General features: G+C 61.7%; 21 protein-coding genes, 1 pseudogene and 1 riboswitch. Of the genes and pseudogenes, 17 read left to right on the top strand and 5 right to left on the bottom strand.

The window, feature by feature from the left end; translation table 11 throughout:
* The 6 genes and pseudogenes from AC3WKX_RS13060 to AC3WKX_RS13035 all read left to right on the top strand — a co-directional run bounded on the left by AC3WKX_RS13060 (position 1) and on the right by AC3WKX_RS13035 (position 6890).
* Positions 1 to 597 carry a tRNA-uridine aminocarboxypropyltransferase gene (locus tag AC3WKX_RS13060; protein WP_003210735.1) on the top strand — a complete coding sequence of 199 codons (597 nt, stop codon included), beginning with the start codon at positions 1 to 3 and terminating at the stop codon, positions 595 to 597.
* 100 nt (positions 598 to 697) lie between these two features.
* Positions 698 to 1600, top strand: coding sequence for a cysteine synthase CysM (cysM, locus tag AC3WKX_RS13055; protein WP_003210736.1), 903 nt, complete (start codon positions 698 to 700; stop codon positions 1598 to 1600).
* Positions 1600 to 2952, top strand: a complete 1353-nt coding sequence (gene rlmD, locus AC3WKX_RS13050) for a 23S rRNA (uracil(1939)-C(5))-methyltransferase RlmD (RefSeq protein ID WP_008438175.1) — start codon at positions 1600 to 1602, stop codon at positions 2950 to 2952. The genes cysM and rlmD overlap by 1 nt, the downstream gene beginning before the upstream one ends.
* 136 nt (positions 2953 to 3088) lie before the next feature.
* Positions 3089 to 5332 (top strand): GTP diphosphokinase, encoded by a 2244-nt coding sequence (relA, locus tag AC3WKX_RS13045; protein ID WP_003210738.1) that lies wholly within the window; start codon positions 3089 to 3091, stop codon positions 5330 to 5332.
* A gap of 153 nt (positions 5333 to 5485) precedes the next feature.
* Positions 5486 to 6319, top strand: a pseudogene (mazG, locus tag AC3WKX_RS13040) (nucleoside triphosphate pyrophosphohydrolase).
* A 25-nt stretch (positions 6320 to 6344) separates the two neighbouring features.
* A complete protein-coding gene (locus AC3WKX_RS13035) occupies positions 6345 to 6890 on the top strand; it encodes a DUF2058 domain-containing protein (protein ID WP_003210740.1) in 546 nt (181 codons plus the stop codon).
* A gap of 188 nt (positions 6891 to 7078) precedes the next feature.
* Here AC3WKX_RS13035 and AC3WKX_RS13030 read toward each other — a convergent pair whose 3' ends face one another.
* The 4 genes from AC3WKX_RS13030 to purM all read right to left on the bottom strand — a co-directional run bounded on the left by AC3WKX_RS13030 (position 7079) and on the right by purM (position 9951).
* Positions 7079 to 7267, bottom strand: coding sequence for a hypothetical protein (locus tag AC3WKX_RS13030; RefSeq protein WP_003210741.1), 189 nt, complete (start codon positions 7265 to 7267; stop codon positions 7079 to 7081).
* Positions 7268 to 7520: 253 nt separating this feature from the next.
* Positions 7521 to 8234 carry a DUF3108 domain-containing protein gene (locus AC3WKX_RS13025; RefSeq protein WP_003210742.1) on the bottom strand — a complete coding sequence of 238 codons (714 nt, stop codon included), beginning with the start codon at positions 8232 to 8234 and terminating at the stop codon, positions 7521 to 7523.
* Positions 8235 to 8242: 8 nt separating this feature from the next.
* On the bottom strand, positions 8243 to 8893 hold the full coding sequence (gene purN, locus AC3WKX_RS13020; protein ID WP_087694819.1) for a phosphoribosylglycinamide formyltransferase: 651 nt from the start codon (positions 8891 to 8893) through the stop codon (positions 8243 to 8245).
* Positions 8893 to 9951: a phosphoribosylformylglycinamidine cyclo-ligase gene (gene purM / locus AC3WKX_RS13015; protein ID WP_003210744.1), complete on the bottom strand. Its 1059-nt coding sequence runs from the start codon at positions 9949 to 9951 to the stop codon at positions 8893 to 8895. The genes purN and purM overlap by 1 nt, the downstream gene beginning before the upstream one ends.
* Positions 9952 to 10310: 359 nt before the next feature.
* Between purM and AC3WKX_RS13010 the strand changes: the two genes are divergently transcribed.
* The 5 genes from AC3WKX_RS13010 to AC3WKX_RS12990 all read left to right on the top strand — a co-directional run bounded on the left by AC3WKX_RS13010 (position 10311) and on the right by AC3WKX_RS12990 (position 14930).
* Positions 10311 to 11351, top strand: a complete 1041-nt coding sequence (locus AC3WKX_RS13010; RefSeq protein WP_003210745.1) for a DUF2066 domain-containing protein — start codon at positions 10311 to 10313, stop codon at positions 11349 to 11351.
* A gap of 53 nt (positions 11352 to 11404) precedes the next feature.
* Positions 11405 to 12478, top strand: a complete 1074-nt coding sequence (locus tag AC3WKX_RS13005) for an AI-2E family transporter (RefSeq protein WP_003210746.1) — start codon at positions 11405 to 11407, stop codon at positions 12476 to 12478.
* A 217-nt stretch (positions 12479 to 12695) separates the two neighbouring features.
* Positions 12696 to 13400, top strand: coding sequence for a DnaA regulatory inactivator Hda (gene hda / locus AC3WKX_RS13000; RefSeq protein WP_003210747.1), 705 nt, complete (start codon positions 12696 to 12698; stop codon positions 13398 to 13400).
* Between the two features lie 213 nt (positions 13401 to 13613).
* Positions 13614 to 14243: a C40 family peptidase gene (locus tag AC3WKX_RS12995; RefSeq protein WP_003210748.1), complete on the top strand. Its 630-nt coding sequence runs from the start codon at positions 13614 to 13616 to the stop codon at positions 14241 to 14243.
* 144 nt (positions 14244 to 14387) lie between these two features.
* Positions 14388 to 14930 carry a C40 family peptidase gene (locus tag AC3WKX_RS12990; protein ID WP_003210749.1) on the top strand — a complete coding sequence of 181 codons (543 nt, stop codon included), beginning with the start codon at positions 14388 to 14390 and terminating at the stop codon, positions 14928 to 14930.
* 133 nt (positions 14931 to 15063) lie between these two features.
* Here AC3WKX_RS12990 and AC3WKX_RS12985 read toward each other — a convergent pair whose 3' ends face one another.
* A complete protein-coding gene (locus tag AC3WKX_RS12985) occupies positions 15064 to 16377 on the bottom strand; it encodes a PQQ-dependent sugar dehydrogenase (protein WP_102606287.1) in 1314 nt (437 codons plus the stop codon).
* Positions 16378 to 16476: 99 nt separating this feature from the next.
* A riboswitch (cobalamin riboswitch) is annotated at positions 16477 to 16713 on the top strand.
* 80 nt (positions 16714 to 16793) lie between these two features.
* Between AC3WKX_RS12985 and cobO the strand changes: the two genes are divergently transcribed.
* The 6 genes from cobO to AC3WKX_RS12955 are packed head-to-tail and all read left to right on the top strand — an operon-like array spanning position 16794 to position 22775.
* Positions 16794 to 17405, top strand: a complete 612-nt coding sequence (gene cobO, locus AC3WKX_RS12980) for a cob(I)yrinic acid a,c-diamide adenosyltransferase (protein ID WP_003210751.1) — start codon at positions 16794 to 16796, stop codon at positions 17403 to 17405.
* Complete coding sequence (locus tag AC3WKX_RS12975; protein ID WP_102606288.1) at positions 17402 to 18793, top strand: cobyrinic acid a,c-diamide synthase CobB; 1392 nt, start codon at positions 17402 to 17404, stop codon at positions 18791 to 18793. The genes cobO and AC3WKX_RS12975 overlap by 4 nt, the downstream gene beginning before the upstream one ends.
* Positions 18790 to 19440, top strand: a complete 651-nt coding sequence (gene bluB, locus AC3WKX_RS12970; protein ID WP_003210753.1) for a 5,6-dimethylbenzimidazole synthase — start codon at positions 18790 to 18792, stop codon at positions 19438 to 19440. The genes AC3WKX_RS12975 and bluB overlap by 4 nt, the downstream gene beginning before the upstream one ends.
* A complete protein-coding gene (gene cbiB / locus AC3WKX_RS12965; protein ID WP_087694822.1) occupies positions 19437 to 20345 on the top strand; it encodes an adenosylcobinamide-phosphate synthase CbiB in 909 nt (302 codons plus the stop codon). The genes bluB and cbiB overlap by 4 nt, the downstream gene beginning before the upstream one ends.
* On the top strand, positions 20338 to 21327 hold the full coding sequence (gene cobD, locus AC3WKX_RS12960) for a threonine-phosphate decarboxylase CobD (protein WP_102606289.1): 990 nt from the start codon (positions 20338 to 20340) through the stop codon (positions 21325 to 21327). Before cbiB ends, cobD begins: the two co-directional genes overlap by 8 nt.
* Positions 21324 to 22775, top strand: coding sequence for a cobyric acid synthase (locus AC3WKX_RS12955; protein ID WP_102606290.1), 1452 nt, complete (start codon positions 21324 to 21326; stop codon positions 22773 to 22775). Before cobD ends, AC3WKX_RS12955 begins: the two co-directional genes overlap by 4 nt.
* Positions 22776 to 22905 lie beyond the last annotated feature (130 nt).

The following is a 22905-nucleotide window of genomic DNA, read 5'->3' as shown; positions in this document are numbered from 1 at the left end:
ATGTCCAGACCCCAATGCTCCCGCTGCCTGCGGCCCACCACTCACTGCCTGTGCGCGCTGATTCCCCGGCTGGATAGCCGAACCCGGGTGTTGCTGTTGCAGCATCCGAGTGAGGTCAATCACGCCTTGAATACCGCGCGGTTGGCGGCGCTGGGCTTGGTGAATGCGCAGTTGGTGGTGGGGGAGGTGTTTGAGGATTTGCAGGCGTTGTTGAATCCGCCGGGTTATCAGGCGCGTCTGTTGTTTCCGGACGAAAATGCCCAACCCTTGCAGGCCTATACGCCATCCGACGAACCGTTGCTGTTGGTGGTGCCGGACGGTACCTGGCGCAAGGCGCGCAAGTTGCTGCACCTCAATCCTTTATTGGCGGCGCTGCCTCGGGTGACGCTGGCGGAAGGCGCCGTGTCCCGTTATCGGCTGCGCAAGGCACCGGGGCCCGGGGCGTTGTCGACGGTGGAGGCCATCGTGCAGGCGTTGCAGGTGCTTGAAGCGCCCACCTCATTTGAGCCGCTGCTGAAACCGTTCGAGGCATTGATCGAAGGACAGATTGCCGCGATGGGCGATGAAGTGTTCCAGAGAAACCACGGCCCCGCCTGAGTTATTCCATTAAGCGATAAGCACCACACTTTGCGTGATATGGCCCGCCAGCCTTTCCCGGTATGATAGTCGCCCCCGCAGTCTGGATTGCGAATACGCCATGACCTTGCAGTACCCCACCATCGCCGATTGCGTCGGCAACACCCCGCTGGTCCGCTTGCAGCGCCTGCCGGGCAACACCAGCAATACCTTGTTGCTCAAGCTCGAAGGGAACAACCCGGCCGGCTCGGTCAAGGACCGCCCGGCGTTGTCGATGATCACCCGCGCCGAGTTGCGTGGGCAGATCAAGCCCGGCGACACCCTGATCGAAGCCACCTCCGGTAACACCGGGATTGCCCTGGCCATGGCCGCGGCGATCAAGGGCTACAAGATGGTCCTGATCATGCCCGACAACGGCAGCGCCGAGCGCAAGGCGGCGATGACCGCCTACGGCGCCGAGTTGATCCTGGTCACCCAGGAAGAAGGCATGGAAGGTGCCCGCGACCTCGCCGAGCGTATGGCTGCCGAAGGCCGTGGCCTGGTGCTGGACCAGTTCGCCAACGGCGACAACCCCGAGGCGCACTACACCACCACTGGCCCGGAAATCTGGCGCCAGACCCAGGGCACCATCACTCACTTCGTGAGTTCGATGGGCACCACCGGCACCATCATGGGCAATTCGCGCTACCTCAAGGAGCAGAATCCCGAGATCCAGATCGTCGGCCTGCAACCGATGGAAGGCGCAGCGATCCCGGGGATCCGTCGTTGGCCCGAAGAGTACTTGCCGAAGATCTACAACGCGGCTCGCGTCGATCGCATCATCGACATGGCCCAGCGTGAGGCCGAAGACACCACCCGCCGCCTGGCCCGTGAAGAAGGCATCTTCTGCGGCGTGTCGTCCGGTGGCGCCGTGGCCGGGATGTTGCGCTTGTCCCAGGAGTTGGAAAACGCGGTGATCGTCGCGATCATCTGTGACCGTGGCGACCGTTACCTGTCGACCGGCATTTTCGACGCGCCCAACTGATGGCCAAGCACGAGAGAGGCCTGCGCTTCCAACCGACGGGCGGCAGCCGGGCCCCACAGATTCCCGTAGGCAAGAAGCAGCGCCTGACCATCGAGCGCCTGGCCAACGACGGCCGTGGCATTGTGTTCTTTGAAGGCCGCACCTGGTTTGTCGTGGGTGCGCTGGCCGGTGAAGAGGTGGAAGCGCGGGTGTTGGGCGCCCACGGCAAAGTGGTCGAGGCGCGCACCGAGCGCGTATTTACCGCCAGCGAACTGCGCCGTCCGGCACCCTGTGTGCACGCCGGCCGCTGTGGCGGTTGCAGCCTGCAACACTTGCCCCATGACGAACAACTCGCCCTGAAACAGCGCATGCTCGCCGAGCAATTATCCCGTGTGGCCGGTGTCGAACCCCAGGAGTGGGCCGCGCCTTTGAGTGGGCCGGAATTCGGCTATCGTCGCCGCGCCCGCGTGGCCGTGCGCTGGGATGCCAAGGCGAAGAAACTTGAAGTCGGCTTTCGTGCCGTGGCCAGCCAGGACATCGTCGCCATCGACGATTGCCCGGTGCTGGTACAGGCCTTGCAACCGATCATGCAGCGTTTGCCCAACATGCTGCGGCGCTTGAGCAAGCCTCAGGCATTGGGGCATGTGGAATTATTCAGTGGTTCGTCGATTGCCGTGTTGTTGCGACACATGGCGCCCTTGTCCGAAGCGGACCTGACGATCCTGCAGGAATTTTGCACGTTCCATGAAGCCCAACTGTGGCTGCATGGCGAGGGCCAGCCGCAACCGGTCGAACCAGACCAGGCCTTGGGCTATCGTCTGGAACCGTGGGATTTGCAGTTGGCGTACCGCCCGGGAGACTTTGTGCAGGTCAACGCCGGGGTCAACCAGGCGATGGTCGCCCAGGCGCTGGATTGGCTGGCGCCAAAGCCCGACGAGCGGGTGCTGGATTTGTTTTGTGGCTTGGGCAACTTCGCCTTGCCGCTGGCCCGCCAAGTGCGGGAAGTGGTGGCGGTGGAAGGCGTGCAGGCCATGGTGGACCGGGCGGCACAGAATGCCGTCAGCAATAATTTGCATAATGTTCAGTTTTTTCAGGCCGATTTGTCCCAGCCTTTGACCGACGCGGAATGGGCCAAACAGGGCTTTTCTGCGGTACTCTTGGACCCACCCCGCGATGGTGCCCTGGAGGTTGTGCGCAAGCTCGCTACCCTGGGGGCTGATCGCTTGGTGTATGTGTCCTGCAATCCGGCAACGCTGGCGCGGGACACGGTCGAGTTGGTCAAGCAAGGCTACCGGCTAAAACGTGCCGGGATCCTCGACATGTTTCCCCAGACGGCCCATGTCGAGGCCATGGCGTTATTTGAAGCGGGCTAGGATGCCCGTTTAATCCGACTGGCCTGCATCTCCTGGGCCTGTGACCTGCCAGGGAGCGTGCACAAGCTTTTTTTGTAAAGCAGGTCAGCGATGATTTTGACGCACTAAAAGGTGCGTCGTAGGGAAGGTAAGCAAGATGGTACAGGTGAGAGCACACCAGCCGATCAACACCGACGGCAGTATCAATCTCGAGGCATGGCTGGATCATGCCATCAGTGTCGACCCGGCACTGGACCGTGAAGCCTTGAAAGCAGCCTGCGAGTTCGCTCGTGAGTCTGAACAGCAAGACAATGCGGCGAAGAACCTGTGGGCCGAAGGCACTTCAAGCTTTCGCACCGGGTTGGAAATCGCCGAGATCCTCGCCGATCTCAAGCTCGATCAGGATTCGCTGATCGCGGCGGTGCTGTATCGCGGCGTGCGTGAAGGGCATATTCAACTGCCCACCGTCAGCCAGCGTTTCGGCACCGTGGTGGCCAAGCTGATCGACGGCGTGCTGCGCATGGCGGCGATCAGTGCCAGCCTCAGCCCGCGCCAGTCGATGGTGCTGGGCACCCAGGGCCAGGTGGAAAACCTGCGCAAGATGCTGGTGGCGATGGTCGACGACGTGCGCGTCGCCTTGATCAAGCTGGCCGAGCGTACCTGCGCGATTCGGGCGGTGAAAACCGCCGACGACGAAAAGCGCAACCGCGTCGCCCGCGAGGTGTTCGACATCTACGCGCCGCTGGCCCACCGCCTGGGTATCGGCCATATCAAGTGGGAACTGGAGGACTTGTCCTTCCGTTACCTCGAACCCGATCAATACAAACAGATTGCCACGCTGCTCCATGAGCGGCGGCTGGACCGTGAGCGCTTTATCGCCGACGTGATGAGCCAGTTACGCACGGAACTGCAGGCCACCGGCGTTGAAGCCGACATCAGCGGCCGGGCCAAACACATCTATTCCATCTGGCGCAAAATGCAGCGCAAGGGCCTGGCCTTCAGCCAGATCTACGACGTGCGCGCCGTGCGTGTGCTGGTGCCGGAAATGCGCGACTGCTACACCGCGCTGGGTATCGTGCACACGCTGTGGCGGCACATCCCCAAGGAATTCGACGACTACATCGCCAACCCCAAGGAAAACGGTTACCGCTCGTTGCACACGGCGGTGATCGGCCCCGAGGGCAAGGTGCTGGAAGTGCAGATCCGCACCCACGCGATGCACGAAGAGGCGGAGCTGGGCGTATGCGCTCACTGGCGCTACAAGGGCACCGACGTCAAGGCCGGGTCGAACCAGTACGAAGAGAAAATCTCCTGGTTGCGCCAGGTGCTGGAGTGGCACGAAGAGCTGGGCGACATCGGCGGTTTGGCCGACCAGCTGCGGGTAGATATCGAACCTGACCGGGTCTACATCTTCACCCCCGACGGCCACGCGATCGACCTGCCCAAGGGCGCCACACCGCTGGATTTTGCGTACCGGGTGCACACCGAGATCGGCCACAACTGCCGTGGCGCCAAGATCAACGGGCGCATCGTGCCGCTCAACTACAGCCTGCAGACCGGTGAACAGGTCGAGATCATTACCAGCAAGCACGGTACGCCGAGCCGCGACTGGCTGAACCCGAACCTGGGCTACATCACCACGTCCAGGGCGCGGGCGAAGATCGTCCACTGGTTCAAATTGCAGGCGCGCGACCAGAACGTCGCCGCCGGCAAGACCTTGCTCGAGCGCGAATTGGCACGCCTGGGCCTGCCGCAGGTGGACTTCGACAAGCTGGCCGAAAAGGCCAACATGAAGATCGCCGAAGACATGTTCGCCGCCCTCGGTGCCGGCGATCTGCGCCTGGCGCAGTTGGTCAACCTGGCCCAACAACTGGTTGAGCCGGAGCGGGGCAGCGAGCAGTTGGAACTGATTCCACGCAAGGCCACCGGCTACAAGCCGGGCAAGCGCGGCGATATCCAGATCCAGGGCGTCGGCAACCTGATGACGCAAATGGCCGGCTGCTGCCAGCCATTGCCGGGCGACGCCATCGTCGGTTACATCACTCAGGGCCGCGGGGTGAGCATTCACCGCCAGGACTGTGCCTCGGTGTTGCAACTGGGCGGGCGCGAGCCGGAGCGGATCATCCAGGTCAGTTGGGGCCCGGTGCCGGTGTTGACCTATCCGGTGGACATCATCATTCGTGCCTACGACCGTTCCGGGCTGCTGCGTGATGTGTCGCAGGTGCTGCTCAATGAGCGGATCAACGTGCTGGCGGTCAACACCCGCTCGAACAAAGAGGACAACACGGCGCTGATGTCCCTGACCATCGAGATTCCGGGGCTGGACGCGTTGGGTCGGTTGCTGGGGCGTATTTCCCAGTTGCCGAACATCATTGAGACCCGGCGTAATCGCACGCCATGAGTAGCTGGATGAGCGCGGACTGAAATGTGGGAGCGGGCTTGCTCGCGAAGGCGATGTGTCTGTCAAATATCAGGCAACTGACACGACGCCTTCGCGAGCAAGCCCGCTCCCACATTTGATCCTCAGCGTTCCCACTTCTGCGGAAAGAGACTGATGTATTCACTTGAAGACCTGCTGCACCTGATGAACCGCCTGCGCGACCCGCAATACGGTTGCCCGTGGGACATCAAGTAAACCTACGCCACCATCGTCCCCCACACCCTGGAAGAAGCCTACGAAGTCGCCGATGCGATCGAGCGCGGGGATTTTGATCACCTGCAAGGTGAGCTGGGCGACCTGTTGTTCCAGGTGGTGTATTACAGCCAGCTGGCGCGGGAAGAAGGGCGCTTCGAATTCGCTGGGGTGATCGACAGCATTACCCGCAAGTTGATTCGCCGTCACCCGCATGTGTTTCCCACGGGAGACTTGTACGCGCCGCTGGATATTCCGCAGCTGAGCGAAGAGCAGGTCAAGCAGCGTTGGGAAGAAATAAAGGCCGAGGAGCGTGCGGAAAAGTCCGACGCACCGGAGCAACTGTCCTTGCTGGATGATGTACCCACGGCCTTGCCGGCGCTTTCCCGCGCCGCCAAATTGCAAAAGCGCGCCGGGCAGGTGGGTTTCGACTGGCCGGCCGCGTTGCCCGTGGTGGATAACGTGCGCGAAGAGCTGGATGAAGTGCTCGAAGCCATGGCCGATAACGACCCGGCAGCCATCGCCGATGAAGTAGGTGACCTGCTGTTTGCGGCGGTCAACCTGGCCCGTCACCTCCAGGTCGACCCGGAAGCAGCCTTGCGTTTAGCCAACGCTAAATTCGAACGACGTTTCCGATTTATCGAACAGGCATTGCGCGAGACCCACCGTCCCATAGAAGATTGCACCCTCGAAGAGTTGGACGCCCTGTGGGGCGAAGCCAAACGCCAGGAAAAGAATCTGTCCAGCTGCGGCTGAGCCGTTGCCCAAGTGAGTAAGCACCATGAGCATTTCCCTTCGCGACCAGTTGCTCAAAGCAGGCCTGGTCAACCAAAAGCAGGCCAAGCAGGTCGGCAAAGAGAAACAGAAACAGCAGCGCCTGGTGCATAAAGGCCAGGCCGAAGCGGACGACAGCCAGGCGCGCCTGGCCATCCAGGCGCATGCCGAGAAGGTCAAGCGCGACCAGGAGCTGAACCGTCAGCAGCAAGAAAAGGCCGAGGCTAAGGCCCGCGTTGCGCAGGTCAAGCAATTGATCGAAACCTCGCGCCTGCCCAAGCTGACCACCGAGGACTACTACAACTTCGTGGATGACAAGAAGGTCAAGCGCCTGTCGGTCAACACGCTGATGCGTAACAAGCTGAGCAACGGCTCCCTGGCGATCGTGCATCACGGTGGCGGTTACGAGGTGATCCCGCGCGAAGCCGCGCTGAAGATCCAGGAGCGGGCGCCGGAGCGCATCGTCCAGATGAACGTGCTGACCGAAAGCCAGGTGCCGGATGAGGATGATCCGTACGCCGCCTACCAGATCCCTGACGACCTGATGTGGTAATGCGTTAGAAACACACATTGTGGCGAGACGGCTTGTTGTGGCGAGGGAGCTTGCTCCCGCTGGGGCGCGAAGCGCCCCCAAAATCCCAACCCCCAACCCCCAAAACACAAACCCCGCTCAAAAGGCGGGGTTTGTGTTTATAGACACTCCAGCTGCGTGGGGCTGGTTATCTACAGGATTTCAGAGTTTCAGGAGCTTTGCGCCTGGCGTTTCATCTCAAGGGTCTCGAGCTCGTTTTTATAATTATGAGCTTCGGCCTCGTCGTGAAACATGCCGACCAGCAGGTCTTGCTGGTGTACATCCCAGATGTGAATCCCGTGGGCTACTGCTTCGTGGGACATATGTTCATCGTCGCGTTCAGTTACTTTTACAGTCATCTGCTTGCTCCAATCTCTGGTTGATCTGCGGCAAGGCGTCGCAGGCCTTTGTTATATGATTTGTTAGCTTGCTAAGTAAATAACCAGGAATTGCAACACACCTTTACAGAAACTGGAGTAATCCCGCGAGCCCACGGAAACCGCGACATTGCGTCGCAGGGCGCTGAGTTTTATGACAAAAGTTTCATGTTGGCGTCAGGCGACAGGCGAAAAAAAGCCCCGCGTACGCGAGGCTCTTTCATTGCGCAGAGGATCAGCTGCCTTTGACAGCCTTGCCGTCAACGGTACCGTCTTGCAGCATGATGTTGTATTCCTTGCCGTCAGTCTCGACCTGGCGCAGGGCAACCAGGATGCCGCCCCAGTCCTTGGCAAACCACATTTGGGTAATGCGCTTGCTTTGAGTCGGGTCACGCACGCGCTCGACCTTGATCGCATCGATGGAGCCGGCTTTGGTCTGGACCTTTTCCGGGCCGATCACGCGGAAGTCGTAGGTATCGACATCAGTGCCTTCGACGACGTTGTAGCTCATGCTTTTCTTGCCGGCTGCCACATCGCGCTGCAATGCCAACTGGTAGGTCGACTTGTCGAGCATGCCGCTTTGAAGGGCCACGTTGACCGGGTCCTTGTTTTCAAAGCCGGTGACTTTCTTGGCCGTCTGATCGAAGTCGAGGTTGATCTTCTTCGTCTTGCCCAGGCCACCGCGTTCGAAGGTGTAGCTCACCGGTTGCAGGGCGTCTTTGTCGAAGCGGATCACGCTGGTTTCAGTCAGGCTGGCGATCATCATGGAAGCCTTGAAATTCAAGGTCCAGCTGCCGTTGTCATTCTTGGTCAGGCTGCGTTCTGCCGAACCACTCATGGGCAACTGTTTCCAGTCGGCGGTGTAGCTGGCGGAGAAAGGGTGAAGGTCTGCCGCTTGCACGGCAGGCAAGGCGAACAGCGCAAAAGCGAAGAGCAGGGCGCGACGCATAAAGTCTCCTAGGTTCGAATCAAGTGGCCGCTGGCCGCAAGTAACTGACCGTCCAATAATGCACCGTGGTCGCCAAGAATCAACCGTCCCTCAGCGAACCAGCGAACAGCCAGCGGGTAAATCCTGTGTTCCTGGGCGTGAACCCGTTGCGCAAGCGTCTGCGCAGAGTCCGCAGACTCTACCGGAACTACTGCCTGTACGACCAGAGGCCCGCCATCGAGTTCCTCGGTGACAAAGTGCACGCTGCAGCCGTGCTCGGTGTCGCCGGCCTCCAGGGCACGCTGGTGGGTGTGTAACCCTTTGTATTTTGGCAGCAGGGACGGGTGGATATTCAGCAGACGCCCGTTGTAGTGACGCACGAAGTCAGCGCTGAGAATGCGCATGAAGCCGGCCAGTACCACGAGTTTGGGGTTGAAGGCGTCGATCAGTTCGATCAAGGCGCTGTCGAAGGCCTCGCGGCCTTCAAAAGCCTTGTGATCCAGGGAGCGGGTGTCGATACCTGCGTCCCTGGCGCGTTGCAGGCCGTAGGCGTCGCTGCGGTTGGAAATCACCGCAGCGATGCGCACCGGGCTGTCGCCGGCGCGCGTGCTGTCGATCAGGGCCTGCAAGTTACTGCCGGTGCCGGAGAGCAGCACCACGACATCACAGGTTGCAGGCATCAGTGCGCCTTAAGGTTCTTCAGTTCAACCTGAGCCGCGCCTTCAGGGGCGGTAGCGATCTGGCCGATGACCCAAGGCTGTTCGCCGGCTTCACGCAATACGTTCAGCGCGCTTTCAACGTGCTCTTGAGCCACGCAGATGACCATGCCCACGCCGCAGTTCAGCACGCGGTGCATCTCGGTTTCGTTGACGTTGCCTTTCTCTTGCAGCCAGTCGAAGACTGCCGGGCGCTGCCAGCTGGCCACGTCGACAATCGCCTGGGCGCCTTCAGGCAGTACGCGCGGGATGTTGTCCAGCAGGCCGCCACCGGTGATGTGGGCCATGGCCTTGACCGCGCCGGTGTCCTTGATCAGCTTGAGCAACGGCTTCACGTAGATGCGGGTCGGGGCCATCAGCAGGTCGGTCAAGGGCTTGCCGTCGAGCTGGATGGTTTCGATGTCGGCGCCGGACACTTCGATGATCTTGCGGATCAGCGAGTAGCCGTTGGAGTGCGGGCCGGACGATGGCAGGGCCAGCAGGGCGTCACCGGCAGCCACCTTGGAACCGTCGATGATTTCGGATTTTTCGACAACGCCGACGCAGAAACCGGCCAGGTCGTAGTCTTCGCCTTCGTACATGCCTGGCATTTCAGCGGTTTCGCCGCCGACCAGGGAGCAGCCGGACAGTTCGCAGCCAGCGCCAATGCCGGTGACCACCTGGGTAGCGGTCTCGACGTTGAGCTTGCCGGTGGCGTAGTAGTCAAGGAAGAACAGCGGCTCGGCGCCGCACACCACCAGGTCGTTCACGCACATGGCAACCAGGTCGATGCCGATGCTGTCGTGCTTGTTCAGGTTCAGTGCCAGGCGCAGCTTGGTGCCCACACCGTCGGTGCCGGAGACCAATACAGGCTGCTTGTAGCCGGCCGGGATCTCGCAGAGGGCGCCAAAACCGCCCAGGCCGCCCATGACTTCGGGGCGCGCAGTGCGCTTGGCGACGCTCTTGATGCGTTCGACCAATGCTTCACCGGCGTCGATGTCTACACCGGCGTCCTTGTAGCTCAGGGAGGGTTGCTTGCTCATGATCCAGGCCTTTAGGGGGGATTCAGGGGTAACGACCGAATGCGGCGGGTGTACCGAAACCTGAAGTTTCAGCACGGCCTGCCATTGACGGTCTGCGAAGGCGCGCGATTTTATCAGGCTTGAGGGGCAGCGGCCATCCTCGGGCCGACGGGCAGGGGCAATAGCTGTTAAAAAAATCGCTAATCGAGTCGGTCACAGGCCCTATTAAGGTATAGCCTTTAACTCGCTATCGTTATGACAGTACAAAAACTTGCCGAGACCCTGTGAATGTTTTGCCGGTCGCTGTGGTCACAGCCTTGCTCAACAGTGTTCACGCGGTCTGTTCCAACCGCTTATTTGCCGTTCGGGAATCTTCTTTCATGGGTCTGAGTAAATATTTTTTTGTGGGCTGCTTGTCGTTGGTCAGCCTGGCGAGTCATGCCGAAACCCTCAATGGTCTCTATCAGGTGCTGGAGCCGGTCAGCAGTCAGTCTCCTCAGGAGCGCGACCAGGCGACCCAGCGTGCCCTGCAAACCCTGGTGATCCGCCTGACCGGCGACGCCAAGGCCGCCGATGGCCCGGGCCTGGCGGCGATCCGCAAAGACCCGCAACAAATCATCAGTCAGTATGGCTACGACGCCGGCCCGCCGGAAAGCCTGCAGGTGGATTTCGACCCGGTCAGCACCGACCGCGCGTTGCGTGGCGCGGGCCTGGCGCTGTGGGGCAGCAATCGGCCATCGATCCTCGGTTGGTGGCTGAACGACTCCGTGGAAGGCAGCAGCCTGGTCGGTGATGGCCAGGCCGTCGCCCAGCCGCTGCGCCGCGCGGCCCAGCACCGTGGTTTGCCGCTGCGTCTGCCATTGGGTGACCTGGACGAACAGATCGTCGCCACCGCCCCGAATCTTGAAAGCCCTGACGCCACACCGCTGCGCGCCGCGTCCGAGCGTTATGGGGCCGATGCCTTGCTGGCGGTGCATGCTCGCGAAGATGGCGGCCAATGGTCGGCCAAATGGCGCCTGTGGCTGGGGGATAAAAGCGAGCAGGGCACCGCCACCGGCACTGATACTGCCGCATTGGCTGACGCCGTGCTGCTGGCCGTCAGCGAACGCCTGGCACCACGCTTTGCGGTCAAGGCCGGCGCTGCCACCAGTGATCAGTTGCTGGAAGTGCAGGGCATGAATCTCGAGCATTACGCCGCCCTCGGCCATCTGCTGGAACCGTTCGGTGCCCAGCCAGTGCGCGTGGACGGCACTCGCATCGTTTATCGGGTGAATGGCAGCGCCGAGCAGCTGCGCACCCAGTTGAGCCTGGCCAAGTTGCAGGAAATCCCGGCAGGTGAAGCTCCGGCTCCGCAGCCGGTGGTAGAAGGCGCGCAACCGGCACCGGTCGAGCCGACGCCGCAGCTACGTTTTCATTGGTAAGTGTTCTTCCTTCTTATATAGAAGCAGGAAGCAAATAACAGAGGGAGTGGTTTATGGCGGATACGCGTCGTTGGGTGTGGCTTGGCGGGATTGTCCTGCTGTGCGTTTTTGTGTTCCTGCTGCATTCGATCCTGACGCCGTTCCTGGTCGCGTTACTGCTGGCCTACCTGTTCGATCCGGTGGTGGATCGCCTGGAAAAGATCGGCCTGTCACGTACCTGGGGCGTGGTGGCGGTGTTTGCGTTGTTCACCTTGATCATCACGGCGCTGGTCCTGGTGCTGGTGCCGATGTTGGCCAAGCAGCTGTTCAAGCTCTATGAGCTGGCGCCGCAGATGCTCGACTGGCTGCAACACACGGCCATGCCGTGGGCGCAGGCCAAGCTGGGGCTGGCAGACGGCTTCTGGAAGTTCGACAAGGTCAAGGCGGCCATCAGCGAGCACATGGGCCAGACCACCGACATTGTCGGCGTGGTGCTGAGCCAGGCGACGGCGTCGAGCCTGGCGCTGATTGGCTGGCTGACCAACCTGGTGCTGATCCCGGTCGTGGCGTTCTACCTGCTGCGGGACTGGGACATCATGATGGCCAAGATCCGCGGCCTGCTGCCGCGCGACCGTGAGGAGCGCATTGTCTCCCTGGCCGAGGAGTGTCATGAGGTGCTCGGCGCCTTCGTCCGTGGCCAGTTGCTGGTGATGCTGGCGCTGGGGATCATCTACGCGGCGGGGTTGATGGCGATCGGCCTGGAACTGGGGCTGTTGATCGGCCTGATCGCCGGCCTGGCAGCCATCGTGCCTTATATGGGCTTCGTGATTGGTATCGGTGCGGCGCTGGTGGCCGGGTTGTTCCAGTTCCACGGCGACCTGTACCCGATGCTCGGGATCGTCGCGGTGTTCATGGTCGGCCAGGCCCTGGAAGGCATGGTGCTGACGCCGTTGCTGGTGGGCGACCGGATCGGCCTGCATCCGGTGGCGGTGATCTTTGCGATCCTGGCGGGCGGCGAGCTGTTCGGCTTTACCGGCATCCTGCTGGCGCTGCCGGTGGCGGCGGTGATCATGGTGCTGGTGCGCCATGTGCACGACTTGTACAAGGACTCGGACATGTACGCCGGAACCGACGAACCGGAGTTATAACCGCAGCGTCACAAACCCGGCTCAAGGCCGGGTTTGTCATTTATCGGCTCTGGCGTTTCGCCATTGCGTCAAACATTCCTCACCAAATCCAACAAGTTAACGCAAACCTTTGATTTTGCTTGTGGTCTGCTGCATTGTGCGCCCGGCGTCACGGGTATAAACTTTGCAAACTTTACACAGAGGTCACTAACGGTTCGATTGGAACCGTTCAGTCAGCATGAAACCGATTCAGCTGCCCCTAGGTGTGCGTCTGCGTGACGACGCCACCTTTATCAATTACTACCCAGGCGCCAATGCCGCTGCACTCGGCTATGTCGAGCGGCTCTGCGAAGCCGACGCCGGGTGGACCGAAAGCTTGATCTACCTCTGGGGCAAGCACGGCGTGGGGCGTACCCACTTGTTACAGGCCGCTTGCCTGCGCTTCGAACAGATGGGTGAACCGGCGGTGTACCTGCCGCTGGCGGAGCTGCTGGACCGCGGTATCGAGATCCTCGACAACCTTGAACAATACGAACTGGTCTGCCTGGACGATTTGCAGGCAGTGGCGGGGCGGGCAGATTGGGAAGAGGCACTGTTCCATCTGTTCAACCGCTTGCGTGACAGCGGCCGGCGTTTGTTGATTGCCGCCTCCACCTCGCCACGTGAGCTGCCGGTGAAGCTGGCGGACTTGAAGTCGCGGCTGACCCTGGCGCTGATTTTCCAGATGCGCCCGTTGTCCGACGAAGACAAACTGCGGGCCCTGCAACTGCGTGCTTCGCGCCGCGGGTTGCACCTGACCGATGAAGTCGGGCATTTTATTCTCACTCGCGGTACACGCAGCATGAGCGCATTGTTCGACTTGCTCGAACAGCTCGACCAGGCTTCCTTGCAAGCCCAACGCAAGCTGACTATTCCCTTCCTCAAAGAAACCCTGGGCTGGTAGCCAGCCCTTTAAAACCGGGGCTTTCGGCAAATTACAGGCGCCAGAAAACCTGCGTTTGGGCCGTTTTGGCCACGCAAATGGCTGGCATAGGGTGTTAAGGGCTTAGATGTCATAGTCCAAACAAGAAGTCACATAGATCACGATTGAATTTGCAAATCGATGTGATAGAAGGCATAGTCTCGGCTTCTTTACACATCAGCCACGGTCGTGCCCATGCTAAATCGCTTCGCACCCCTCGTGCCTCTCGCACTCGTTACCCTGTTGTTTGGTTGCGCCACCCACACTCAAAACGTGGCTGAGCAGCAAAAACCAGTACAGCAGTCCCAGGCAAAATTCGTTGCGTCGCAGTCTTCCACTGTTTATCAGGAAGAGATCGCAACTGAAAAAGAACTCGCCGACTTCGCCGGCGCCAAGCCTTACCAGCTTCCCGTTCTGGCCGACAGCATTCTCGAACGCGGCATGTCCCTGATCGGTACCCGTTACCGTTTCGGCGGTACCTCTGAAGCCGGTTTCGACTGCAGCGGTTTCATCGGCTACCTGTTCCGCGAGGAAGCCGGCATGAACCTGCCGCGTTCCACCCGCGAAATGATCAACGTGGATGCACCGTTGGTCGCGCGGAACAACCTCAAGCCCGGTGATCTGCTTTTCTTTAGTACGGCTGGCCGTGGTCGTGTCAGCCACGCCGGTATCTACCTGGGCGACAACCAGTTTATCCACTCCAGCAGCCGCCGCAGCGGTGGTGTGCGAGTCGACAACCTGGGTGACAGCTACTGGAGCAAAACCTTTATCGAAGCCAAGCGCGCCCTGGCGATGGCCCCGACTACCGTTACCGCCAGCAAGTAAAGTTAAAGTGATACTTGAAGTTTGACGTGTAAGCGCTAGAATCCCTGGACATTGTTGTAAATTGATCGCGCGAGCTTTGCTTGCGCGTTCTGTTTTTCAACGTTCGGCAGCGAAAGCCGCATCCAGATCAGGATTGTTCTGCCCATGTCGACCTCGGCCCGCCTAATTCTTCTCGTTTGCGCCGCGCTGCTCAGCGCCTGCGCAAGTCGTCCTCCGCCTGCTCCCGTGGCCGTCAAGCCCAAGCCGGTGTTCAACACCTATGCCACCCAAAGTTTCTCGCCTGCGGCCGAAGACGTGCTTTTTCGTGCGCTGGGCCTGGTCGGCACGCCTTATCGTTGGGGCGGCAACACGCCGGACTCGGGGTTTGATTGCAGTGGCTTGATCGGTTTCGTCTACCGTGACGCGGCGGGCATCTCCTTGCCACGTACCACCCGCGAGCTGATCGTGATGCGCGCCCAGGACGTGAGCGAAAACAACCTGCAGACCGGCGACCTGATTTTCTTCGCCACCGGTGGCGGCTCGCAGGTCAGCCACGCCGGGATCTACGTGGGAGAAGGGCGCTTTGTGCATGCGCCGCAAACTGGCGGTACGGTGAAGCTGGACACGCTGTCCAAAGCCTATTGGCAAAACGCCTACCTGAGCGCCAAGCGTGTGTTGCCAGCCGAGCACCTGGCACGAAACCCCTAGGAAAACACGAAACCAAATGTGGGAGCGGGCTTGCTCGCGAATGCGGTGGATCAGTCGACAACAAGCTGACTGACACACTGCATTCGCGAGCAAGCCCGCTCCCACATTTGTTTTGCGGTGTTTGCGAAGCTGGCTATTTAGCCGCCGACACTCGCCACACCTTGTTCCCCACGTCATCCGCCACCAGCAAATCCCCCTGCTTGTCGATCACCACGCCGACCGGGCGGCCCATGGCTTTCTCATCGCTATTGAGGAACCCGGTCAGCACATCCACCGGCTGGCCTTTGGGTTTGCCGCCTTCAAACGGCACGAAGATCACCTTGTAGCCACTGTGTGGCTTGCGGTTCCACGAACCATGCTGGCCGATAAACGCGCCATTGCTGAATTGCGCCGGTAACTTGCTGCCATCAGCAAAGGTCAGTCCCAGCGAGGCTGTGTGCGGGCCGACTGCATAATCCGGGGCAATCGCCTTGGCCACCAGGTCCAGGTTCTGCGGTGTGACCCGCACATCCACGTGCTGCCCGTAGTAACTGAATGGCCAACCGTAGAAGGCGCCATCCTTGACCGAGGTGATGTAGTCCGGCACCAGGTCGCTGCCGATTTCATCGCGCTCATTCACCGCCGTCCACAGCCTGCCGCTTTGCGGTTCCCAAGCCATGCCGTTGGGGTTGCGCAGGCCGGAGGCGAAGATACGGTGCTGGCCGGTAGCACGGTCCACTTCCCAGATCGCGGCGCGGCCTTGTTCGGCTTCCAGGCCGTTTTCCGCGACGTTGCTGTTGGAGCCCACGCTGACGTACAACTTGCTGCCGTCCTGGCTGGCGACCACGTTCTTGGTCCAGTGATGGTTGATACTGCCGCCCGGCAAGTCGGTCACCGTGGTGCCGGCTTCCTTGATCGAGGTTTCGCCTGGCTGATAGGGGAAGCGCAGCAGCTTGTCCGAATCGGCCACATACAGGTCGCTGCCCACCAGTGTCATGCCGAACGGCGAGTTCAGGTTCTCCAGGAACACCGTGCGGGTTTCGGCTATGCCGTCGTGGTCGGCGTCCCGCAGCAGGGTGATGCGGTTGGGGCTCGGCACGGCGGCCCCGGCGCGGCCCATGACTTTCTCCATCACCCAGCCACGAATACCCTTGGAATCGTCCGGCTTGGGTGGCGCATTGGTTTCTGCCACCAGCACATCGCCATTGGGCAGCACATACAGCCAGCGCGGATGGTCCAGGCCTTCGGCAAACGCCGCTACTTGAGTGCCTGCCGCCGCCGTTGGCTTGGTGCCTTCGGGCCAGCCGATGGCCGGGGCGATATTCACCGTGGGGATCAGGGTTTTATTCGGTTCCGGCAGTTTGGGCGAGGGCCCGGTGCCGTCGGACACTTGCAGGGTAGAGCTTTCGCCGCAGGCGGCGAGGGTGCCGGCGAGCATGATCAGTAGGGCAAGTCGGGTCTTGTGCATGGTTTTCTCCTTAATACCTGTAGCGGTAGAGGCGCGCAGCGGCCCGATGGTTCACGCGCATGTCCGGCTTTAATTGACGCTCCACCCCCAACCCACTAACCTTCGCGGCTTGTTTCAGGTGCTCTGTGGCGTACGCGCCGACTGAGTGAAACAGGGAAGCCGGTGAGTGAGCGCATTTTTCTACAGTGCTGCCACGATCCCGGCGCTGCCCCCGCAACGGTAAATGAGTCAAGACGGTGCCTTAAGCCACTGTATCGCCCGCGATATGGGAAGGCGCACCTTCGGCATCCAATGCCACTCATGAGCCCGGAGACCGGCCTGATCCATCCAACAGCATCACGGTGGGCGATGCTTGGCTGTCTGTATGTGTCTTTTTCCTGCCCGCCGTTTTTGTCCAGCCCCAACGGAGAGCTGCCATGACTGAATCCCCCGATCGTGACGAACGCCACCTGGCGCGCATGCTGCGCAAAAAAGCCGTGATTGACGAGCGCATTGCCAATTCACCGAACGAGTGCGGGTTGCTGCTGGTGCTTACCGGCAATGGCAAAGGCAAGAGCAGCTCGGCCTTTGGCATGCTCGCCCGGGCCATGGGCCACGGCATGCAGTGTGGCGTGGTGCAGTTCATCAAGGGCCGCAACAGCACTGGCGAAGAACTGTTCTTCCGCCGTTTCCCCGAGCAGGTGCGCTTCCACGTGATGGGCGAAGGTTTTACCTGGGAAACCCAGGACCGTGCCCGCGACATCGTGGCCGCCGAAGCCGCCTGGGCGGTCTCCCGGGAAATGCTGCAGAACCCGGCCATCGGCCTGGTGGTGCTGGATGAACTGAACATCGCCCTCAAGCACGGCTACCTCGACCTGGACCAGGTACTCAGCGACCTGCAGGCCCGCCCCCCGATGCAACACGTGCTGGTCACCGGCCGTGGCGCGAAACCCGAATTGATCGAAATGGCCGACACCGTGACTGAAATGGGCATGCTCAAGCATGCATTCCAGGCGGGTATCAAGGCGCAGAAAGGCATCGAACTTTGAATCAGCCCCGTCACTGTCCTGCTGTGCTGATCGCCGCACCGGCGTCCGGCCAGGGCAAAACCACCGTCACCGCCGCGCTCGCCCGTTTGCACCGCAACCTGGGGCGCAAGGTGCGAGTGTTCAAATGCGGCCCGGACTTTCTCGACCCGATGATCCACGAGCGCGCCAGTGGTGCGCCGGTCTATCAATTGGACATGTGGATGGTCGGCGAGCAGGAAAGTCGCCGATTGCTGTGGGAAGCGGCGGGGGAAGCCGACCTGATCCTGATCGAAGGCGTGATGGGCCTGTTCGACGGCACGCCGTCCAGCGCCGACCTGGCGCGGCATTTTGGCGTGCCGGTACTGGCGGTCATCGATGGCACGGCCATGGCCCAGACCTTCGGTGCCCTGGCATTGGGCCTGGCGCGTTACCAGCCGGACCTGCCGTTTGCCGGCGTGCTGGCCAACCGCGTCGGCACGCTGCGCCATGCGCAACTGCTTGAAGGCAGCCTGACCGAAGGCCTGCGCTGGTACGGCGCACTGTCCCGGGAAACCGGGATCGAATTGCCCAGCCGCCACCTTGGCCTGGTGCAGGCCAGCGAATTGAACGACCTCGACTTGCGCCTCGACGCCGCCGCCCAGGCCCTGGGCAGCAGCTGTGAGGTAGCGCTGCCACCGCCGGTGGAATTCGCTGCGCCCGAGGTGATCGAGGCCCAACCGTTGCTGGCCGGCGTGCGCATCGCCGTGGCCCGCGACGAAGCCTTCGCGTTTACCTACGGCGCCAGCCTCGACCTGTTGCGAGCGATGGGCGCCGAGCTGCGCTTCTTCTCGCCGATTCGTGACCGTGCATTGCCCGAAGCTGACAGCCTCTACCTGCCCGGCGGTTATCCGGAATTGCATCACCAGGCGCTGTCGGAAAATACCGCGATGCTCGACGCCATCCGCGCCCACCACACTGCTGGCAAGCCACTGCTGGCCGAATGCGGCGGCATGCTCTATCTGCTGGACTCACTCACCGATGTCGACGGCACCCGTGCCGAACTGGTCGGCCTGCTCCAGGGCGACGCCGTGATGCAAAAGCGTCTGGCGGCACTGGCCCTGCAAAACGTCGAACTGCCCGAAGGCCTCTTGCGCGGTCACACCTACCATCACTCGCTGACCAGCACCGAGTGGCAGCCGATTGCCCGGGGCCTGAGCCCGAATGGCGGGCGCGGTGCCGAGGCGGTTTATCGTCAGGGCCGGATGACGGCTTCCTATGTGCACTTTTACTTCCCGTCCAACCCGATGGCGGTGGCTGCCTTGTTTGCGCCAAGCCTTGAGACTGCCATCGCAGGCAAGCCCGCTCCCACAGTTGACCGAGTTGAAACGCAATCTACTGTGGGAGCGGGCTTGCCCGCGATGAGGCCATGACTGACAACGCCTTTCCGGAAGCCGACCGCGAAGCCGTCTACCGTGCCATCGCCGAACGCCGCGACATGCGGCACTTCAGCGGTGGCAGCGTGGCGCCGCAATTGCTCCATCGCCTGCTGCAAGCCGCGCACCAGGCGCCGAGCGTCGGCTTGATGCAGCCCTGGCGTTTTATCCGCATCAGCGACCGCAACCTGCGCGGCCAGATCCAGCAGCTAGTGGAAGAAGAACGCGTACGCACCGCCGAGGCTCTCGGCGAGCGCTCCGATCAGTTCATGAAGCTCAAGGTCGAAGGCATCAACGACTGCGCCGAAGTGCTGGTGGCTGCCTTGATGGACGACCGCGAGCGGCATATCTTCGGGCGCCGCACCTTGCCGGAAATGGACATGGCATCGTTGTCCTGTGCGATTCAGAATCTATGGCTGGCGGCTCGTGTCGAAGGGCTGGGCATGGGCTGGGTCTCGCTGTTCGAGCCCCAGGCCCTGGCCGATCTGCTGGGCCTGCCGCCCGGTGCCAAGCCGTTGGCCGTGTTGTGCCTGGGCCCGGTGGCCGAGTTCTACCCGGCACCGATGTTGCAGCTCGAAGGCTGGACCGAACCACGGCCGCTGAGTGACATGTTGTACGAGAATGTTTGGGGAGTGAGTCAATGAGTGTGGCCTTGCTGAGTGTCGCTGCCGTGGCGCTGGATGCGCTGCTGGGCGAGCCCAGGCGCTGGCATCCGCTGGTGGCGTTCGGTAATTTTGCCGGGCGTATCGAGCAGCGTTTCAACTCCGGCGGCCGTGGCTGGCGCAGCCATGGCGTTACCGCATGGGTGATTGCGGTGGTGCCGCTGACCCTGTTGGCCACGGCCCTCTCGTGGGCGCCTTACATCGGTTGGGTCCTGGAAATCCTCGCGCTGTATTGCGCCCTCGGCATGCGCAGCCTCGGCGAACACGTGCTGCCGGTGGCGCAAGCGTTACGCAGTGATGATCTGGACGAGGCCCGCAAGCGTGTCAGCTATCTGGTGAGCCGCCAGACCAGCGAGCTGGATCGCACCGAAGTCGCCCGTGCAGCCACCGAATCGGTGCTGGAAAACGGCAGCGACGCGGTATTTGCCGCCTTGTTCTGGTTTGTGGTCGCTGGCGTGCCCGGCGTGGTGCTCTATCGTCTGAGCAACACCCTGGACGCTATGTGGGGCTATCGCAATGAGCGCTTTGAACGTTTTGGCTGGGCCGCGGCGAAGATTGACGACGTGCTCAACTACATTCCCGCACGCCTGGTGGCGTTGACCTACGCGCTGCTGGGCAAAACCCGCCTGGCTCTCAAATGCTGGCGCACCCAGGGCCCGACCTGGGACAGCCCCAACGCCGGCCCGGTGATGGCTGCGGGTGCCGGTGCCCTTGGCGTGGAGTTGGGCGGTGCAGCGATTTATCACGGTGAGCTGCACCAGCGCCCGCCACTGGGCGAAGGCCCGCCGGCGGATGCGGATTCCATCGAGCGTGGCTGGCAACTGGTGCAACGCGGCGTGTGGCTGTGGTTGCTGATCCTGTGTGTGGGGGCTGAGTTTTATGCTTGAGCACGGTGGCCGCTTGCGCAAGGCGGCGATGCAGTACGGCATTCCAGAAGCAGACTGGCTGGACCTGTCCAGCGGCCTGGCGCCATGGCCGTTTCCGATTCCGGAAATCCCGCTGCGGGCCTGGGCGCGCCTGCCTGAAAACGACGACGGTCTGGAGCAGGCTGCCTGTGAATATTACGGCACGCCCCATGTATTGCCGGTGGCCGGCTCCCAGGCCGCGATCCAGTTATTGCCGCGCCTGCGCCGGGCCGGCAAGGTCGGTGTGCTGTCGCCGTGTTACGCCGAACACGCAGAAGCCTGGCGTCGCGCCGGCTACATCGTGCGCGAAGTGCTGGAGCAGGAAGTCGACTTCTTCCTCGACAGCCTCGACGTGCTGGTGGTGGTCAACCCCAACAACCCCACCGGCCTGAGCCTGACGCCGCAACGCCTGCTGGACTGGCATGCTCGCCTGGCCCAACGCGGCGGCTGGCTGGTGGTGGATGAAGCCTTCATGGACATCACCCCGCAACTGAGCCTGGCGGGCCAGGCCCATCAAGTCGGCCTGATCGTGCTGCGCTCGTTCGGCAAATTCTTTGGCCTGGCCGGAGTGCGGCTGGGGTTCGTGCTGGCCGAGCGCAAGCTGCTCAAGCTGCTCGCCGAACAGGTGGGGCCGTGGGCCGTCAGCGGGCCGACGCGGGTGCTTGGGCACGTATGCCTGCGCGATACCGCCGGCCATGCGCAACAGCGGCTGCGTTGCGAATCGGCCAGCCAGCGCCTGTTTGATGTGCTTGAACGCCACGACTTGCGGCCCCAGGGCGGCTGCGCGTTGTTTCAGTGGATGATCACGGACCGGGCTGAGCAGCTGCATGAATTCATGGCCCAGCGCGGCATTCTGCTGCGCTTGTTTGTCGACAACAGCAGCCTGCGTTTCGGCCTGCCGGATACCGAGGCCGACTGGTTGCGGCTGGAACAGGCACTGAAGGCCTACAAGGAAGCCTCATGAGTACCTTGATGGTGCAGGGCACCACCTCTGACGCCGGCAAAAGCACGCTGGTGACCGCACTCTGCCGCTGGCTGGTGCGCCAGGGCATCCCGGTGGTGCCCTTCAAGCCGCAGAACATGGCGCTCAACAGCGCCGTGACTGCCGAAGGCGGCGAGATCGGCCGGGCCCAGGCGGTGCAGGCCCAGGCCGCGAACCTGGCGCCCCATACCGACATGAACCCGGTATTGCTCAAGCCCAACAGTGACACGGGCTCCCAGGTGATTATCCATGGGCGCGCCGTGACCACCATGAATGCGGTGGCCTACCACGACTACAAAGCCATCGCGATGCAGGCGGTGCTTGCCTCCCACGCGCGCTTGAGTGCGGCGTATCCGGTGGTGATGGTCGAGGGTGCGGGTTCACCGGCCGAGATCAACCTGCGGGCGAATGATATTGCCAACATGGGCTTTGCCGAGGCGGTGGACTGCCCGGTACTGCTGATTGCCGACATCAATCGTGGCGGAGTGTTTGCGCACCTGGTAGGTACGCTGGAATTGTTGTCGCCGACCGAGCAGGCGCGGGTCAAAGGTTTCGTCATCAACCGGTTTCGCGGGGATATTGCGCTGTTGCAGCCGGGGCTGGATTGGCTGGAAGCGCGCACGGGCAAGCCGGTGGTGGGGGTGTTGCCGTATGTGATGGATCTGCATCTGGAGGCTGAGGACGGTATCGACCAGCGCCAGATCGACAAGGCGGCGCAAGTGCTCAAGGTGGTGGTGCCGGTATTGCCGCGGATCAGTAATCACACGGATTTTGATCCGTTGCGCTTGCACCCGCAGGTGGATTTGCAGTTTGTGGGGCAGGGGCAGGCGATTCCTGCGGCGGACCTGATTATTTTGCCGGGCTCGAAGAGTGTGCGCAGTGATTTGGCGTATTTGCGGGCCAACGGGTGGGATACGGCGGTGGCTCGGCATCTGCGTTATGGCGGGAAGGTGTTGGGGATTTGTGGTGGGTTGCAGATGCTCGGGGAGCAGGTGCATGACCCGCTGGGGTTGGAAGGGCCTTGTGGTTCTAGCGCTGGGCTGGGGTTGTTGGCGTTCAGTACGACCCTGGAGGAGGAGAAGCAGCTGCGTAACGTGCGGGGGCGGTTGTTGCTGGAGGAGGCCGAGGTGAGTGGGTATGAGATCCACGCGGGTGTAACCAGTGGCGCTGGCTTGGTGCGGGCTGCGGTGCAGTTGGACGATGGGCGCCTGGATGGGGCTCAGAGTGAGGATGGGCAGATCCTTGGGACCTATTTGCATGGATTGTTTGAGGCTCCGGCGGCCTGTAGTGCTTTGTTGCGTTGGGCCGGGTTGGAAGATGTGCAAGAGGTGGATTATCACGGGTTGCGGGAGCGGGATATTGAGCGGTTGGCGGATCTGGTAGAGCGGCATTTGGATACCGGGTTACTGCGTTCGTTGTGTGGGGTTTGAGTTGTTTGTAATGGACCGTGTACATATCCGTTGCTGCGGTAACGGCCGCTTATGGTTCCGCTCTTACAGCGGGTCACTTTTGGCAAACGCCCCAAAAGTAACCAAAAGGTCTTTGCCCCACCACTCGGTG

The organism is Pseudomonas sp. GP01-A4 (assembly GCF_058780865.1).
The sequence above is the reverse complement of the archived record's forward strand: the minus strand, read 5'-3'. Positions and strand labels throughout refer to the sequence as shown.

Coding starts and splice junctions, on each gene's coding strand:
- AC3WKX_RS13060 (WP_003210735.1), top strand. CDS start 1: ATGTCCAGACCCCAATGCTCCCGCTGCCTGCGGCCCACCACTCACTGC.
- cysM (WP_003210736.1), top strand. CDS start 698: ATGACCTTGCAGTACCCCACCATCGCCGATTGCGTCGGCAACACCCCG.
- rlmD (WP_008438175.1), top strand. CDS start 1,600: ATGGCCAAGCACGAGAGAGGCCTGCGCTTCCAACCGACGGGCGGCAGC.
- relA (WP_003210738.1), top strand. CDS start 3,089: ATGGTACAGGTGAGAGCACACCAGCCGATCAACACCGACGGCAGTATC.
- AC3WKX_RS13035 (WP_003210740.1), top strand. CDS start 6,345: ATGAGCATTTCCCTTCGCGACCAGTTGCTCAAAGCAGGCCTGGTCAAC.
- AC3WKX_RS13030 (WP_003210741.1), bottom strand. CDS start 7,267: ATGACTGTAAAAGTAACTGAACGCGACGATGAACATATGTCCCACGAA.
- AC3WKX_RS13025 (WP_003210742.1), bottom strand. CDS start 8,234: ATGCGTCGCGCCCTGCTCTTCGCTTTTGCGCTGTTCGCCTTGCCTGCC.
- purN (WP_087694819.1), bottom strand. CDS start 8,893: ATGCCTGCAACCTGTGATGTCGTGGTGCTGCTCTCCGGCACCGGCAGT.
- purM (WP_003210744.1), bottom strand. CDS start 9,951: ATGAGCAAGCAACCCTCCCTGAGCTACAAGGACGCCGGTGTAGACATC.
- AC3WKX_RS13010 (WP_003210745.1), top strand. CDS start 10,311: ATGGGTCTGAGTAAATATTTTTTTGTGGGCTGCTTGTCGTTGGTCAGC.
- AC3WKX_RS13005 (WP_003210746.1), top strand. CDS start 11,405: ATGGCGGATACGCGTCGTTGGGTGTGGCTTGGCGGGATTGTCCTGCTG.
- hda (WP_003210747.1), top strand. CDS start 12,696: ATGAAACCGATTCAGCTGCCCCTAGGTGTGCGTCTGCGTGACGACGCC.
- AC3WKX_RS12995 (WP_003210748.1), top strand. CDS start 13,614: ATGCTAAATCGCTTCGCACCCCTCGTGCCTCTCGCACTCGTTACCCTG.
- AC3WKX_RS12990 (WP_003210749.1), top strand. CDS start 14,388: ATGTCGACCTCGGCCCGCCTAATTCTTCTCGTTTGCGCCGCGCTGCTC.
- AC3WKX_RS12985 (WP_102606287.1), bottom strand. CDS start 16,377: ATGCACAAGACCCGACTTGCCCTACTGATCATGCTCGCCGGCACCCTC.
- cobO (WP_003210751.1), top strand. CDS start 16,794: ATGACTGAATCCCCCGATCGTGACGAACGCCACCTGGCGCGCATGCTG.
- bluB (WP_003210753.1), top strand. CDS start 18,790: ATGACTGACAACGCCTTTCCGGAAGCCGACCGCGAAGCCGTCTACCGT.
- cbiB (WP_087694822.1), top strand. CDS start 19,437: ATGAGTGTGGCCTTGCTGAGTGTCGCTGCCGTGGCGCTGGATGCGCTG.
- cobD (WP_102606289.1), top strand. CDS start 20,338: ATGCTTGAGCACGGTGGCCGCTTGCGCAAGGCGGCGATGCAGTACGGC.
- AC3WKX_RS12955 (WP_102606290.1), top strand. CDS start 21,324: ATGAGTACCTTGATGGTGCAGGGCACCACCTCTGACGCCGGCAAAAGC.